General features: G+C 50.8%; 12 protein-coding genes and 1 pseudogene. 7 read left to right on the top strand and 6 right to left on the bottom strand.

The features are described 5' to 3' along the window. Nucleotides 1-24: 24 nt before the first annotated feature. The 3 genes from BM231_RS25920 to BM231_RS25910 are packed head-to-tail and all read left to right on the top strand — an operon-like array spanning nt 25 to nt 3544. A complete protein-coding gene (locus BM231_RS25920) occupies nt 25-2175 on the top strand; it encodes an FUSC family protein (RefSeq protein ID WP_093524211.1) in 2151 nt (716 codons plus the stop codon). A gap of 14 nt (nt 2176-2189) precedes the next feature. After that, the gene (locus tag BM231_RS25915; RefSeq protein WP_093524209.1) at nt 2190-2402 is read left to right on the top strand and encodes a DUF1656 domain-containing protein; all 213 of its coding nucleotides are present in this window, start codon (nt 2190-2192) and stop codon (nt 2400-2402) included. Then, a complete protein-coding gene (locus tag BM231_RS25910; protein WP_093524207.1) occupies nt 2399-3544 on the top strand; it encodes an HlyD family secretion protein in 1146 nt (381 codons plus the stop codon). Before BM231_RS25915 ends, BM231_RS25910 begins: the two co-directional genes overlap by 4 nt. A 10-nt stretch (nt 3545-3554) precedes the next feature. Here the strand turns inward: BM231_RS25910 and BM231_RS25905 are convergent, their stop codons facing one another. The 6 genes and pseudogenes from BM231_RS25905 to BM231_RS25885 all read right to left on the bottom strand — a co-directional run bounded on the left by BM231_RS25905 (nt 3555) and on the right by BM231_RS25885 (nt 11766). Further along, nucleotides 3555-4748, bottom strand: a complete 1194-nt coding sequence (locus BM231_RS25905; RefSeq protein WP_093524205.1) for an NnrS family protein — start codon at nt 4746-4748, stop codon at nt 3555-3557. A gap of 1021 nt (nt 4749-5769) precedes the next feature. Continuing rightward, complete coding sequence (locus BM231_RS25900; RefSeq protein ID WP_093524203.1) at nt 5770-7302, bottom strand: nitrite reductase; 1533 nt, start codon at nt 7300-7302, stop codon at nt 5770-5772. A 189-nt stretch (nt 7303-7491) separates the two neighbouring features. Further along, nucleotides 7492-7911, bottom strand: coding sequence for a cupredoxin domain-containing protein (locus tag BM231_RS25895; protein ID WP_093524201.1), 420 nt, complete (start codon nt 7909-7911; stop codon nt 7492-7494). Between the two features lie 209 nt (nt 7912-8120). Beyond that, nucleotides 8121-9263 carry an ethylbenzene dehydrogenase-related protein gene (locus BM231_RS27420; RefSeq protein ID WP_280142378.1) on the bottom strand — a complete coding sequence of 381 codons (1143 nt, stop codon included), beginning with the start codon at nt 9261-9263 and terminating at the stop codon, nt 8121-8123. Nucleotides 9264-9353: 90 nt separating this feature from the next. Beyond that, nucleotides 9354-9845 (bottom strand): annotated as a pseudogene (locus BM231_RS27415) (NapC/NirT family cytochrome c); the annotation flags it as partial. Nucleotides 9846-10092: 247 nt separating this feature from the next. Then, nucleotides 10093-11766: a cytochrome D1 domain-containing protein gene (locus tag BM231_RS25885; RefSeq protein WP_208860663.1), complete on the bottom strand. Its 1674-nt coding sequence runs from the start codon at nt 11764-11766 to the stop codon at nt 10093-10095. A 589-nt stretch (nt 11767-12355) separates the two neighbouring features. On the opposite strand from BM231_RS25885, the gene BM231_RS27280 reads away from it, so the two are divergent. From BM231_RS27280 to BM231_RS25870, 4 genes are read left to right on the top strand one after another with little or no spacing between them, the layout of a single operon-like run. Then, a complete protein-coding gene (locus BM231_RS27280) occupies nt 12356-12622 on the top strand; it encodes a hypothetical protein (RefSeq protein ID WP_208860662.1) in 267 nt (88 codons plus the stop codon). Further along, entirely contained in the window at nt 12528-12983 is a 456-nt protein-coding gene (locus BM231_RS27275; RefSeq protein WP_208860661.1) for an FCSD flavin-binding domain-containing protein, read from the top strand. Before BM231_RS27280 ends, BM231_RS27275 begins: the two co-directional genes overlap by 95 nt. 40 nt (nt 12984-13023) lie before the next feature. Next, nucleotides 13024-13356: an LssY C-terminal domain-containing protein gene (locus BM231_RS25875; RefSeq protein ID WP_093524195.1), complete on the top strand. Its 333-nt coding sequence runs from the start codon at nt 13024-13026 to the stop codon at nt 13354-13356. A gap of 36 nt (nt 13357-13392) precedes the next feature. After that, nucleotides 13393-13659, top strand: coding sequence for a hypothetical protein (locus BM231_RS25870; RefSeq protein WP_093524193.1), 267 nt, complete (start codon nt 13393-13395; stop codon nt 13657-13659). Nucleotides 13660-14034 lie beyond the last annotated feature (375 nt).

Genomic DNA, 14034 nt, shown 5'->3' with positions numbered 1-14034 from the left:
CTGGAAACGTCAGCGAGTGAGGATATGTTTCTCAGCGACAAAGCAAAGGATTCAATCAAGGTTGGGTTAGCAATGGTGATCGCCTACGCCATTGCACTCTACATGGATTGGGACCGCCCGTACTGGGCTGGGCTTGCCGTTGCATTTATCTCGCTGGAAACATCAGGGCAATCTTTCAACAAAGGCGCGCAGCGCATTGGCGGGACACTCCTTGCAGCGGTCGCTGCACTGGTGATCCTGTCTTTATATCCGCAACAACGCTGGATGTTTATGGTTGTCCTATCCAGCTTTGTTTTAATTTGCACTTATATGAAAAGCACCACACGAAATGCTTACTTTTGGAACGTGGCTGGCTTCGTAACAATTATTGTCGCGGTAGATTCAGCCTCAAGCAATGAACCAGCATTTTATACCGCAATGTTACGGATCGAAGAGACCGCTTTAGGCGTGATCACCTACAGTGTAGTCTCAGCAATACTCTGGCCAAAAACATCAGCCAAAGCACTTTACGGCACAACCAGCCAACTCAGTCGCGCTGCCGCTAGCATCTTTCAAGACACATTGGACAATGGGTTCTCACGCGCACCGCGGCAATACCTGAAGCAACAAGGCAAATTCTCAGCGCTGCAAGCCAGATTTGAGGAGCTTTCTAATATTGCCCAACTCGAAAGCTATGAAATCTGGGAAGTCCACGATTTATGGAAGGATACATCCAAACTCTGGATCGACTACGAACGAGCAATCGAAGCTTGCCGACAAAACATAGACGACGTTCAAGGACTTGATCTTGAAAAACACCTGCCTTGGCGCAAGCAATATATGGAGGAAATCGAGCACCGTTTAGCTGGCATCGCCCAGATGTCTTCCGATGACCACATGAGCTACACCAGTCCACAACGAGAGTTTCATGTAAACACATCCGATACCACAGGGCTGAAGCAACTCGAGAAAGCAGCTCTTTCGCTTTACGTTAATCAACTTAAGAATCTCGAGAACATTACATATCAGCTATATGAGATAAACGCCGTCATATTTGGCTTACACCAGCGTTCTGATACAAGCTTCACAATTACACATCCGCAAAAAAATTACATCATTAACATTGGAGCCTTGAAAGGCGCTTTTCGAGCATTTCTATGCCTTTGGGTTGCTTACATTATCTACATTTATGTCCCGGATATTCCAGGCGGCTCAGTGCTCCTTATCCTGGCAGGTGTGTACAGCATTTCCTTGTCAACAGACCCGTACATCAGGCCCCTAACGTTACTCAAAATAGGCGTCCCATCAACGATCTTCGCGGCATGCATCTACCTTTTATTAATGCCGCATTTACATAGCTTCTGGTCTTTGGGCGCGGTCATTTTCATATCTGTTTTTTCCATTTCTTATTTCTTTCACTCTCCCGAGGCGACCCTGGGACGAATGTTTGGCCTTGCCAACCTCGTCATGACGACCGGTATAAGTAACAATCAGACATACAGCTTTAGCTATGCAGTCGATCAGCTGCTCGTTTTCCTGATAGTCATAGCGATATTTACGGGTGTTTCTACATTCACACTCAACCTTCGACCAGAGATCCAATACCTCAACCTGCTACGCCGTTTCTTCAACGGTGCAAGTTACCTTCTGGCCGATCAAAATAACGGTATCACCTCAAAAGATACTGTCTGGCGGCGCTATCTGAGGCGGCATTATGTCAACGAAATCCAGAACATCCCACATATTATGCGAGGCTGGATAGCAGAGATTTCTCCCAAAATTGAGAAAAGCGAATTAATCAAAATTATCGTTGTGCTTGAAGCTCTTTCCATTCGCCTCACTGTTCTGATGGACGAGTTCAAAACTGCAGAAGAGAACCAATTTTATGCAGTGCTAAAGCAGGAGATTCACGGGTGGAGCATCCAATTGAAGACTGATCTCGCCGGACTGGTAGAAGAGCCCTCTGGAAAGGCATTAGAAGCCGCTGCAAAAGAACGCGAAATCAAACTTCCGGAAATAGAAGAAACCATATCCAAGGCCATGCAAAGGCAAAACAAAGACGAAGTAGAGTTAGGAGAACAGTTAAATGTCTATCGCATTCTTGGAGGTATTCGCAGTGTTTATCAGGCATTAGAGGACTACGAAAAGCAATCTCAAAAGGTCAACTGGCCATATCTGAAGGAAGCTCGTTTTTAAAGGAGTATGCGTCAATGAATGGATATCCTGGTGAATGGGCTTTTGGTTCTGTTTACTTCCCCCCTCTCTTGATCGCTTCGTTCTTGGGTTTGCTTCTTAGTTGGACCACATCACGCCTATTAAACAGATACCGGCTTTCCAGATTTCTCCTCTATCCGCCCGGCGTCTTCATAGCTTTGGCAGTCATCTATACCGCAGTAATTGGAAGTTGGGTTATTCCGATATGAAAGCATTAAAACCCATACATAAAGCAATAATCACAGGCACTATCGTTGGCGTGGCAGTGCTCGCCTTCGCCTACAAATACTATGCCTACCTGCAAAATCCATGGACACGCGATGGCCAGGTCAGAGCGAACGTCATCCAAATTGCAACCCGCGTCTCCGGCCCAATCGTGGATCTTCCAATCAAAGACAATCAGAGCGTCCAAGCAGGGCAACTGCTTTTCCGTATCGATCCAAGGACATTTGAAGCAACCTACGCGGAAAAGAAAGCCGATCTGGACCAGACAGTCGATCAGCTCAACGCCCTTGCAAGAGAACGAGATGCGGCTGAGGCCAGCGTCGCTCAATACCGCTCAAACATTGAGCAAGCAAACTCGGAAGTACGTTCATCCATAGCCACCCTAAAAAACATTAAGGGGAATCTGGAGAGAAACGCAAAGCTTCTGAAGGATGGCTTCGTCACTCAGCGTACTTATGACCAAATCGAAAAAAGCTACATTGTTGCTCTGGCAGATGCTGAACAAGCACAATCAGGTCTGGCCCAGGCTGAAGCTGCGCTTGTTGAAGCAAAAGCAACTCTGGCTCAGGTCGTGGCAACACTTGGAGCGAAAGGAGACGAGAACGCTCAGTTACGCTCTGCCAAAGCAGCATTACGCATGGCGGAGCTGGACCTAGGGTTCTCACATGTATCCGCACCAGTTTCTGGCTACGTCACCAATCTTAACCTTCGTTTGGGCAGTCAAACAGTCGAAAACCAGCCAGCCCTTGCACTCGTGGACATCTCCAGTTTCTGGATCGATGCATACTTTCCAGAAACAAAAATCCGCAGAATAGACATCGGCGATAAGGTCATCATGACCCTCATGGCCTACCCTGATCAGGTGGTCCACGGAGAAGTCGAAAGCATCGGTTGGGGCATCTCTCAATCAGACGGCAGCACCGGCTCCGATCTTCTGCCCAACATCAACCCCACCTTCGAATGGATCCGCCTTGCACAGCGTATCCCAGTCCGCGTAAAACTCACAGACATTCCCAAAGACATCCTCCTTCGCGTAGGCACAACCGTCTCCGTCCTGGTCCTAACCGACACCGCCAACGACACAACCACACCAGAAGAACCCCCAGCACCACTGCTGTTTCAGTAGTTTTCACCCCTCACTTCTTCCCCCAAGCCAGCAGTGGTCCGAACGTCGCCACGTAGACCACAAACGCCAGGATCCAGGCGAGGGCTGAGGCGTCGTAGAGGCGGGTTGCGAGGTCTGGGAATAGGCCTGCGGATAAGCGCAGGAGGACTGATGTGGCCATTGCGCAGTAGAGGAAGGTGGCGCCGCGGCTTGCTTTGAGCTCCATGCCTGTGTGTCCGAGGGTTGCGCGGGTCATGACGGCTAGCGTCATCATACCTAGGACGCCAGCCATAAGTAGGTGTTGGGCTCCGGTGATGTCCACCAGGTCTGGTTGGAGAATTGCAAAGCCAAGTGCAAGCAGACCCAGCGGCATAAACAGATAGCTCGCATGCAGCACCAGGACCAGAGGTTCTTTGAAGGTGTACTGTCCCTTCCAGCGAGCCAATCGTGCAAAGTGCACCGCTCCGGCAATCAGAAGCACCGCACCTGCAAGCCAATGATCTTGAAGCGCAGTCCAGACAAGCAGTGCGATCAGGAGGGTAAGTAGGGAGATCTTGTCGAACGTCTGCATTGGGCTCGCGGGAAGGCTCTTACTGCCTTGTTTCACCAGCCAGTTGCGGGTGAAGGAAGGAATGATCCGACCACCGATAAGCCCCACCATAAGAACCATCGTCGAAATCCCTAAGCGCATACCATAGCCCTGTGCCGCGTACCCATCACTCCAGGCTTCCCAATGGAACAACAAGTTGGCTGCAATCAGCAGGCCCAGCAGACCCAGCACGATCAGATTGCGCCAGTTTTTGCCTGCCATGATTTCACGTAGGCACGCAATAGCCAGCACCAATGGCATTGCAACATCAAGCGCGGCGACAATGCCTGCTGGAAGGTAGGCGCCAAATAAGATTGCGGCGCGGCCAATCACCCAAAGACTGAACAGGAAAATGAGTGGTCTGCCCACAATGGGCATACGCCCGGTCCAGTTGGGAATGGCAGTTAGCAAAAAGCCTGCAACAACGGCGCTTAGATAGCCAAAAAGAAACTCATGCGCGTGCCATGAAACCGGATCAAATGCGACAGGCAGCTCAATGTGGCCTGAAATAAGCGGAATCCAGAGCAGCATAAGCACAATTGCCCAGACTGCGCTGGCGAGGAAGAACGGCCTGAACCCATAACTGAATAGCACAGGGCCTTGCCAGGATCTGACTTGTTCCATAGTGGTCGACATGAGGCGCTCTTTTGGCTTTTGTTGATGCGCGCGTGCACATTCAGTGATCGATGCGTAAGCTTTCCAATCAGCTTCCCCAATCTAACCCGTCATGTCCTTGACTATTATTAAGTGCACTCTGCATTTCAAAAATGTTCCCGAAAAGTGGTTTCAGGTTTTGAGTGAGAATACGGGCAGCCTAAAGAGAGGAGAGTGTTTCGGTACCTCAGTTCGCCCAAAACATCCCTTAGGTGGCTTATGATCGCACAAGCACTGAAACCACCACATGACCTCTCATGCAGTGTGGAACCAGAATTCCCGGAAGTCGGGATGAGCAAGGCGGCAGGCAATACCTGCGCTATTTATTAGTAATGATTCTTCGGCATTGGCTACACGCCTTGCCCGGGCTTTCTTTGAATGAACTACGTCGCCTCTTTTGCCTATAAGGCACGATAGCCGGTTTCCCGGAAAGAAAGTGGCTTATCCAGTCAGGTTTCCCTGACCAGACAGTTCCTCCGTCTTTGACAAACACTTTTGCAAAAGTGAGTTACCTCACCGGTACATCTGCACTTGTCGCCGCGTGATACCCTATAGTCCTGGGCCCTTCCCCTCAAACCATGCGGTCACGTTTGAAGTTCGGTTCACCGGACCTCTGAAAGGTGCGTTACGTCTTCCAGAAGCCCCGCCCAACCTACGACAAACTGACGGTCGCTCCGCCAGCAGCCCGTTACGTAGGCATAGGTTCAGAATATGGGAGGAGTTCAGGAGGGGGATAAGTTTTTGAGACAGTCTTTGCCCCATCCATCGATATCATCCCGGCGCGATGGCCGGGAGGACACCGGAGAGCTCCAGAACTCAAAACCAACCAAACATCAAAAATCACCGAGTTCTAACGTTTTTGGAATCAATAAGGTCAAAGTGAAAATTTTACTCTGCAGCCCCTCTGTCTTCAGCTACGTTTGCGCTGAAGTCAGAGATTTGCTTTAAAGCAGGGGAAGTCACAAGCGATCAACAGATCACTCATCTGGAATGAATTGTAGGGTTACTTACCTGCTTCTCCCGTGCTCACAATCCTGTTGCCGACGTTGTACTTGCCCCGAGGCTTTTTCATAGGCAAACGGCGCACCTCTTCCAGCGTTTGTGCATCATAGACGATGACAGCCCCATCTTCTTCCCACACAGAAACCATCGCGTATTTGCCATCATCTGTGAACTCTACATGGGCTGCACGGGAGCCTTTCTGAGGGCGCAGGGTCTTCACAATCTCAAGGCTTTGTTTGTCTATCACCTGGATCGCATCTTTGTCTGGACCAAAGAACACATCTACCCAGACATAGGGTGAGCTCTCATGCGTGCGGGTGAAGAAGCCGGAGCCGAGCACCTCAATCTGCTTGATGGTCTCCCATGATTTCATGTCTACAATGGAAACCAGCGGTTCTCTCAGGTGCGGGGTGGCCATGACGATCTGCTCACCCATCTTCCAGGTGGAACCCGAGCCCAGATGTGGCAGGCCTGCCAAGTCCAGATCAGCAATCTTATGTCCAATGACCAAATCAACCACCTGCCCACCAACACCACTGGGTGAAGCACCCATCACGTATTCATCGCTTGGGTCGAGATAGAAATCTTCAACCAAACTTTTGACAGTGATCTTGCGCAAAGGGAACGGGTCTTTGTTAGGAGCAGGCCCCTCAACGCGCCAGTCATGGGCAAATCCGTAATGCGGCGGATTGGGACCATAAAACACCTCCCAGATAGAGGGCGTATCCTTCAGTGCCAACACAAAGCTCTTGCGTTTAGCGGCGAGGTAAACGGCAGAGACACGGCTTGGTGTACCGTCCTTGCCTTGAACCTCTTCTAGTTTCTGCGGGCTCAAATCATTAGCGGAGAGAATAACAAATGTGTTGGGCAGATAGTTCGCCACAGCAATCCATTTGCCATCATGGCTCAAAGCAATATTTCGGCTGTTCAGCCCGGCACGGATGCGGCTCACCTCCTGCAACGCATAAAGGTCATACTTCAGGATCCAGCCATCGCGGGACATGATGTAGACGTATCGCCCATCAGGGGAGAACTTGGGCTGCCCGCGTGTCCCGAACGGAATCTTGAAACGCGTCAGAACTTGAAAGTTATCGCCATCCACCACGCTGACAGAATGGTCCAGCGTCTCCACGACCAATGTCAGGTTCATGGGATCGGCTGACCAGACAGGTTTCACAGTCGCTTTATATTCATCGTTGGCAATCAGGCTCGCAGAAATCTGTGCCATCGTCCATGTCGGTGTGGGCTTCAATGGCATCTTGAGAAAAGCGCTGAGTTCATCAATCTGATGGTCGCTCAGGACATCCTGAAAGGACGGCATCTCAGTTGCGTCTCGACCGTGCTTGATTGTGTCTTGCAATGCGGTGCCGCGCATACTCCCCAAAGTTTCAGGAAGCAGAGCCGGCCCAATCAAGCCCAAACGGTTTTCACCGTGGCACTCCACGCAGTGCGTTTGATAAAGAGCCGTGGGGTCAGCAAGACAAGCCGATGCTGAAAGAACAGCCGACCCAAGAGAAACAAGGAGCCTGATCATTGAAATAACTCAAAATTGGGGAGAGTACCTTTGAAAACCAGTTGCTGTGTTCGTTCAAAGGTACGCCAGAATAAAGGCAGTCACTTAAGGCGTATCTTTATCCGAAAAGTGGAAACCGGTTTTCGGATAAAGATACGCAGAGACAAAGGCTAAAGCAGTTCATGTGTTTCAACTTAAATGCGAACTGCTTTAAGGCGTGACAGTAACCATGCCGATCATCTTTTGTGTTTCCCAATGTGGACCACACAGATATTGCTGTGATCCCGCACTCAGGAATGTGAATTCGAAGGTCTCTTCAGGGAACAATCGATCGGACTCTTTCTCACCCGCCTCATTCAAATGAACGGTGTGGCTTGTCCGCTTGTCAACATTCACCCAGCGGACGGTGGTACCAACAGGGACAGAAAGCTTTTCAGGGCAGAACCGGTACTTGTACATTTTCACGATAGTGACGCCATCTGCTTCAGCTGCCAGATGTCCAAACATATCGACATAACGGGCTTCAGCCTTCGCGCACAGCGCAGCTGCTTTGTCATCTGCTGCAACAGCAGGTGCCACCATCAAAAAACCCAGAAGAAGTGCGGAAGAGTGAAGAAATCTTGAGTACATGAAGCGCCCCCTCGCAAATGCATATCCAAAAATCACCTGATATTATTGATAATGATATGCTCGGAAAAACTTAGAGCAAGCTCTGCAACTATGCATATCTTTGAAAAGTGGAAACCGGTTTTCGGATAAAGATACGCAAAAGCAAAAAATAAAGGAGGATCCAACCTCCAAGAAAAGGTGGCCAATTGCTCGGCCACCCTTTGTGTTTTTTAGCGCCCTACCACATTGATTTGGGCAGTTTCGTCATCCAGTGCCAGACTGGTGTTCAACGTCACGTGGTGGAAACGTGCTGCTGAGAAGTCATCATGGATAGCAAAGCCAACTGTGTAGGTTTTGCCAGCTTCCAGAGGCACATCTCCTGGCTTGTCGCTTGTCAACGGACGGGAGAAGACCACAGTCCACATGCCAGCGGAGAGCTTGGCAGAGGCAGTGATATCACCGTCGTTCTGAACACGACGCTCAAGCAGGTAGCCATTGGTTGCAGAACCGTCAGCATAGACGCGCATCAGGTCCATGAAGGTACCATCAGCCAGCAGCTGATCGATTTCCTCAGCGGACTTCAGCTTGTTCCAGCCACCCTGAGCCTTACCGCGACGACCTTTGATCTCGACCTTTGTCCGGGTCTCACTCAGGTACTTCTGGATAGACTGCTTGGCTTGCAGCATCTCAGCAACATCACCGGAAGCAGCGATAGCTTCTGGACCCGGATCAAATGGCATGTAGGTGTTGTCTGCGTGGCATGTTGCCCAGCAACCAACTTGTTCACCCATCTTGATGCCAGTGCCTGTGATCATCATGGCAACCTTGATCTGGTTTTCAGGATCCATCTTGCCACCGTCAACAAATGGTGCAGGTGCATGAGGAGTATCTGGCCACTGCAGGCGGAAGTAGACGTTCTCATCATCATGAGCAGCCTGCATTGTTGCGTTGATCACACCAGGCTTCCCAGGAATTGGGGTTGGCTCAGTATTTTCAGTGCCCTTGACGATCTTGTTGCCGATGTTGTTCAGCTCTTTCGCATGGCAGGTTGTGCACTGGTCACCACCCTTTGTCAGCGGACGAGCGCCACCGTGCTGTTTGCCGTTCTGTACAAACTCGAAGGAAGCCTGACCAGGGTAGAACAAGGTCATGTCTACGCTGTCCACACCGCTCCAGTCGATGTTGGCACCAACCGTATCGCCTGCATCAGCAGCAGGTGCATCACCGGCAGCTTTGGCGCGTTCTTCAGCAACAGCTGCATCAACGGCAGCAGCAATCTGTGCCTGTGTGGCTTCCTGCTGTGCTTTCTTCGCAGCGCTTGCAGCTTCCGCTTCAGCAGCTTCCTTGGCTTCAATGCGAGCAAGGCTTTCCATGTATTCTTTTGGAATCTCGCGAACGAAGTTCTGGTTCGGCGCTTCGATCATTTCCAGATATTCGTCAGAAGCGCGATCACGAACGTTGGTGTGCGCAATACCTTTGTGGCAATCAATACAGGTCTGGCCTGTCTTCATTGCATTCAGGTGCTGCTGACGTGCGCGTGGCTTCTGGAACTCCGGCATCATAGATTCAAAGTCATGACAGTTACGGCATTCACGAGAGTCAGAAGACTTCATCCGCGCCCATTCGTTTTTGGCGAGGTGCAGACGCTTCTTGTCAAATTTCTCTGGTGTATTGATGGTGCCGACCAACTTGCCCCAAACTTCTTTGGATGCCTTGATCTTGCGGATGATCTTATGTGTCCAGTCTTTAGGAACGTGGCAGTCTGAGCAAACTGCACCAACACCAGACCGGTTTACGTCATGGATCGTGCCCTGGTATTCCTGATAGACAAAGTCATTCATCTCGTGGCACGAGACGCAGAATTCTTTTGTGTTTGTCGCTTCCATGGCGGTGTTGAAACCACCCCAGAAGATGATGCCGACGACAAAGGCCGCCAAGAGGCCACCTACCGGCATTCCCCATAGGAAATACCTGCGCCAGATCGGCTTTTTCTTTTCCGTATCGTTGGACTGGGTCATTTCCAGGCTCCGTTTTGGATTTTCTGTCGACCCATCCTTGCCGGGTCGTGTGCGGTCGGCTTTCAAGATGCGGGGAGCAAATCCGCCATCTCCGACTGGTGTCCAGCCGTTGCAGTCTCGATACCGCTGATAAAAAAGAAGGGCGGGCGTGGTGCCCGCCCCTCAAAAGGATCGTTAGATCACATTAGGTAACGTGGTTCGAACGGATGTGAACGTTGAACTTACCGGTTGGAGCGTAAAGGCCCTTAATCCGGGTTTTCTCTTCGAGTGTTTCTGCATCGAAGACAACGATTTCACCGTTTGGTGCCAGTGAGTCACCCATGTTCCAGTTGGATACCCAAACTTCAGAACCATCTGCGTTGAACTCGAAGTGAACAGCGGCATTGCCCTCTGTTTCGGTGATGGTGATTGTTTTCACAATCTCACCGGTTTCTTTCGAGATCACCTGAACAGCCTGCTGAATTTCAGGATCTGGGTGTTTGGTCTGGTCAGCCCATACGTACTTGGAGTCTGGGTGTGTACGGATGAACAGGCCTGGGCCGTCAGTTTCAACTTCGTAACACTTCTTCCAAGCTTCATCCGGACGTCCTGCAGGGTCGTTTGACCAAACAGAAACAGTACCAACGCCGAGGTGGGTTGTACCTGCAACCGGACCACACTTAGGATCGTTCCAGTTAGCACCTGGACCTGGGTGTGGAAGAGCAGCAACGTCGATCATAGCTTCGAGCTTGCGCTCTTTGGTGTCGACAACAACCATTTTGTTCGATGCGTTAGCAGCGATCTGGAAGTAACGGCCTGTTGGATCGAAGAAGCCGTCATGCAGGAACTTAGCGGAGTCGATTTTGTCGATACGAAGGTTGTCGATATCGGAGTAATCAACCTGCCACATCTGGCCAAGTTCTTTAACAGCAACCAGCCATGTAGGCTCATTTGGAGTTGTGTAGATAGCAGCAACGCGGCTTTCTTCTACATAATCTCCGTCCACGTTCACGCCGCGGGTTGAAACAACCTTAAGCGGTTCCATGGTCACTGCGTCAGAAATCACGAAGTGTGGAGGCCAGTAAGCACCACCAATGATGTATTTGCCATCGCCGGATACGGCAACGTCACGTGCATCATAAGCAACGGTAACTTCAGAAACGAGCATCTTGTCTGGTGTCTGCCAGAGGTCGATTTTCGTCATCTTGCCGTCACGGCCCATGGTGTACCAGAAACGACCTGGATTTTCAGGCTCTGCCAGTTTGTGATGCTCGGATGCTTTGATCACGTGCACTGCATAACCGGTAGGAATATGAACCAGAACTTCTTTGGTGTCGCCGTCGATGACTGCAACTTTACCTGCATCACGCTCGATAACAACGAAGAAGTTTTCCCAGTTGCGGCCATGCATAGGCTTGGTTGGGTAATCTTTTTCTTCGACGTAAACCTTGCGGGTTTCGCGCATCTGAGCAAGTGACATCTCAGGTGGCTTAGGCGGTTCCAACATAATGTAGGTCGCCATGTCCTTGATTTCTTGCTCGCTCAGGATTTCCGAGAAGTTGTTCATGCCGCCTTCTGTGCCCCAGGCGATGATCTTCTCAAGGCGTTCCTGACCTAGCTGAAGGGTACCACCTTCAGTGACGGTGCCGTCCTTGCCTTTTTTCTTCCAATGCGGCTCAAGGTTTTTACCTGTCGCGCCCTTGCGCAGAACGCCGTGACAGCCTGCGCACTGCTCAAAATAAAGCTGCTTAGAACGTTCAAAGGCTTCTTCGCTCAGTGATGGACCTTCAGCAAATGCAGGTGCAGCTGCACTACCTAGCAACATCGCGAAGCCGGCCGCTAAAGCGTACCCTGACCCACGTCTCTTATTTTGTAACATTCTCAATCTCCAATGCTGGTGAGACGAGGTCACAGTGAATTGAACGGGCATCCTCCTCCTTGACTAATGTTAAGCAAGAAAACTTAGAACCTCGCCCTGAAACATCACGCCCCCAAAAACCGCCGAAAACTCCCCATTTAACCAAACTTGCGACAGAACGTCTCAATCTGAAATTGAGGTGTAAAAAGAAGTAAATTAATTTGGCCCAAGCCATCGCCAACCGGTTACTCCGGTACACTATGAAAGAGTGACACCCCGATAAAGCCTCAACAAAATCGCATTGACCAAGCTGATTCTAAATTTTCAAAAAACTAATTCAGAACATTGAGGTGACGATTCCGTTGTAAGTAATGCCACCCCACAAGTGCATCTTCTCCCAAATGCCGATCCGGCTTAGATACCAACAATAATGGAGCCGGGCTCGACACCAATGCAGAAATCAGTTGGGATCAATTAACTCGGATAGCTTGCGAAGATTACCAACTTCAATGCTGCAGTGACTAGCGTCTACCAACCGATGCAACTTCTTACATCCGACTGGTGCAGTCTCTATGTATCGACTTCGTCAAAAAGGCTATTGAAGGCTGGCATGCAGACCCAGCTGCTCAAGGCGCTGGTTGAGGTCATGCCGAAAGGTGGCACCTTTGCCATGATTGCTCATGTGCTGAAGCAACGGAACCCGACTGCCCAGATCCCCATTCTTGATCCAAAGGAGAAGTTCTCCAAACAAGGCCTGTTCATGGAAGGCTGGGAGAACCATTATGCAGGCTGGAAACATTGCTCAGCAAGCCGGTTCGATCAACGAGGCAGGTTGGTGTCCGATCGTTCCAGCAACACTGCAAAGCCAGTTGGATGAGAACATCCATGTGCTTGGTGATGCGACCCAGAACTGTGACATGCCAAAGTCCGGCTATTCTCCCAACAATCAGGCCAAAGCTGCCTCCATGGCGATCAGTCACGCCCTCACCGGCCCACGCGGGTTCAAACCACGGTTCTCCAACACCTGCTGGTCGCTGTTCTCTCCAGACAACGGCGTGAAGGTTGGTGCAAGCTATGTAGCCACAGATGAGAAGATCGCCAAAGTGGATGGCTTCATCTCCCAAAACAACGAGGACGACGCCTGCACAAGCAAACCTACGAGGAAAGCCTCGGCTGGCACGCCGACATGTCCTCTGGCATGTTTGGATAACAAATGTAGCTGCGGGGCGCTCAACTGAGTACTCTGCGGATTTGAGCCAGTGCTGAGAGGACTGTTTGATGCCTTCACCACCTCCAGTTCCGACGCTGACCTCCAACGTCTGCAAAGTTCTGGAACGTCAACTGATCGTAAAACCTGGCTCCACCAGTTGGCATGCTCCCCAACCAGTCAATGCAATTTTGATCACTGATCAACCATTGGAAGATCTCATGGGTGACATCGGCTGGTACAAAAACCACACCTACACCCGCAACCACATCAACCTCTTCACCTACATACAACTGGCCCTTCAGAACCTTCTACCCGTTTCCGAGCTTTACCTCTGGGGCCAACCAGCCACCAGCGCCTTCCAGATGCCAGGAGACTGGATTGAGCGCATCCACATCCGGTGATGGCAGGTTGCGCAGAGCAATGACAAGAAGGGCTACATGCGCGCTATCAGCAGAGATCACAAACTGACCATCAAATACTACAAAGCCATCCCCGCCCTGCTCCATGGCATAGCTCCAAACGTTGACCGTGACCGGAACCTGCTCAAAGCTCAACTTACACAAAGCAAACTCATCAGCAGAGCATCCATGTCGTCGTTGACCTCACCCGTTACGCAAGCTGACGACTACGAATACATTACCGACGGCAAACTGCTGGTTGCGGCGGCAAAGGGAATAACTCTAAGCGGGTGGGAACGTGAATGACCGGGGCTTTGACGGGCAAAGTCGTCGGGAGACAACGAACATGGCGTCTACTCTTTTTCTTGCAGACAAGCCGCCCCTGCACACCGGTTATTCCCCTCGCATCCCCGACCTGCTTCCAAGAACATTTCTGAGAAGGCTTAGCGACGCGGGGATATCTTTTTAAGCACTCCTAGGCGAACCTCCAAGTTCACCGGCATCACCCACGCCACTTATTCCCGCAGACGAACATCACCCGTCAAACCACTCAAACCATGGCACACGCCTGTTTCCGACTTAGCAACGCAACATACCGGTCGTCTCCGCAAGTGATCTCTGCAGTCCCGTCAATCACCTCCAAAAGCTCCTCCACCGCATGCAGGTGCAACGGAGCGCCAC

It is taken from the genome of Pseudovibrio ascidiaceicola, assembly GCF_900114245.1.
Lineage (GTDB): Bacteria > Pseudomonadota > Alphaproteobacteria > Rhizobiales > Stappiaceae > Pseudovibrio > Pseudovibrio ascidiaceicola.
The sequence above is the reverse complement of the archived record's forward strand: the minus strand, read 5'-3'. Positions and strand labels throughout refer to the sequence as shown.

What these genes read in the sequence shown, in the direction of transcription:
- BM231_RS25920 (WP_093524211.1), top strand. Translation starts at nt 25, where the DNA reads ATGTTTCTCAGCGACAAAGCAAAGGATTCAATCAAGGTTGGGTTAGCA.
- BM231_RS25915 (WP_093524209.1), top strand. Translation starts at nt 2,190, where the DNA reads ATGAATGGATATCCTGGTGAATGGGCTTTTGGTTCTGTTTACTTCCCC.
- BM231_RS25910 (WP_093524207.1), top strand. Translation starts at nt 2,399, where the DNA reads ATGAAAGCATTAAAACCCATACATAAAGCAATAATCACAGGCACTATC.
- BM231_RS25905 (WP_093524205.1), bottom strand. Translation starts at nt 4,748, where the DNA reads ATGTCGACCACTATGGAACAAGTCAGATCCTGGCAAGGCCCTGTGCTA.
- BM231_RS25900 (WP_093524203.1), bottom strand. Translation starts at nt 7,302, where the DNA reads ATGATCAGGCTCCTTGTTTCTCTTGGGTCGGCTGTTCTTTCAGCATCG.
- BM231_RS25895 (WP_093524201.1), bottom strand. Translation starts at nt 7,911, where the DNA reads ATGTACTCAAGATTTCTTCACTCTTCCGCACTTCTTCTGGGTTTTTTG.
- BM231_RS27420 (WP_280142378.1), bottom strand. Translation starts at nt 9,263, where the DNA reads ATGGAAAGCCTTGCTCGCATTGAAGCCAAGGAAGCTGCTGAAGCGGAA.
- BM231_RS25885 (WP_208860663.1), bottom strand. Translation starts at nt 11,766, where the DNA reads ATGTTACAAAATAAGAGACGTGGGTCAGGGTACGCTTTAGCGGCCGGC.
- BM231_RS27280 (WP_208860662.1), top strand. Translation starts at nt 12,356, where the DNA reads ATGCAGACCCAGCTGCTCAAGGCGCTGGTTGAGGTCATGCCGAAAGGT.
- BM231_RS27275 (WP_208860661.1), top strand. Translation starts at nt 12,528, where the DNA reads ATGCAGGCTGGAAACATTGCTCAGCAAGCCGGTTCGATCAACGAGGCA.
- BM231_RS25875 (WP_093524195.1), top strand. Translation starts at nt 13,024, where the DNA reads ATGCCTTCACCACCTCCAGTTCCGACGCTGACCTCCAACGTCTGCAAA.
- BM231_RS25870 (WP_093524193.1), top strand. Translation starts at nt 13,393, where the DNA reads ATGCGCGCTATCAGCAGAGATCACAAACTGACCATCAAATACTACAAA.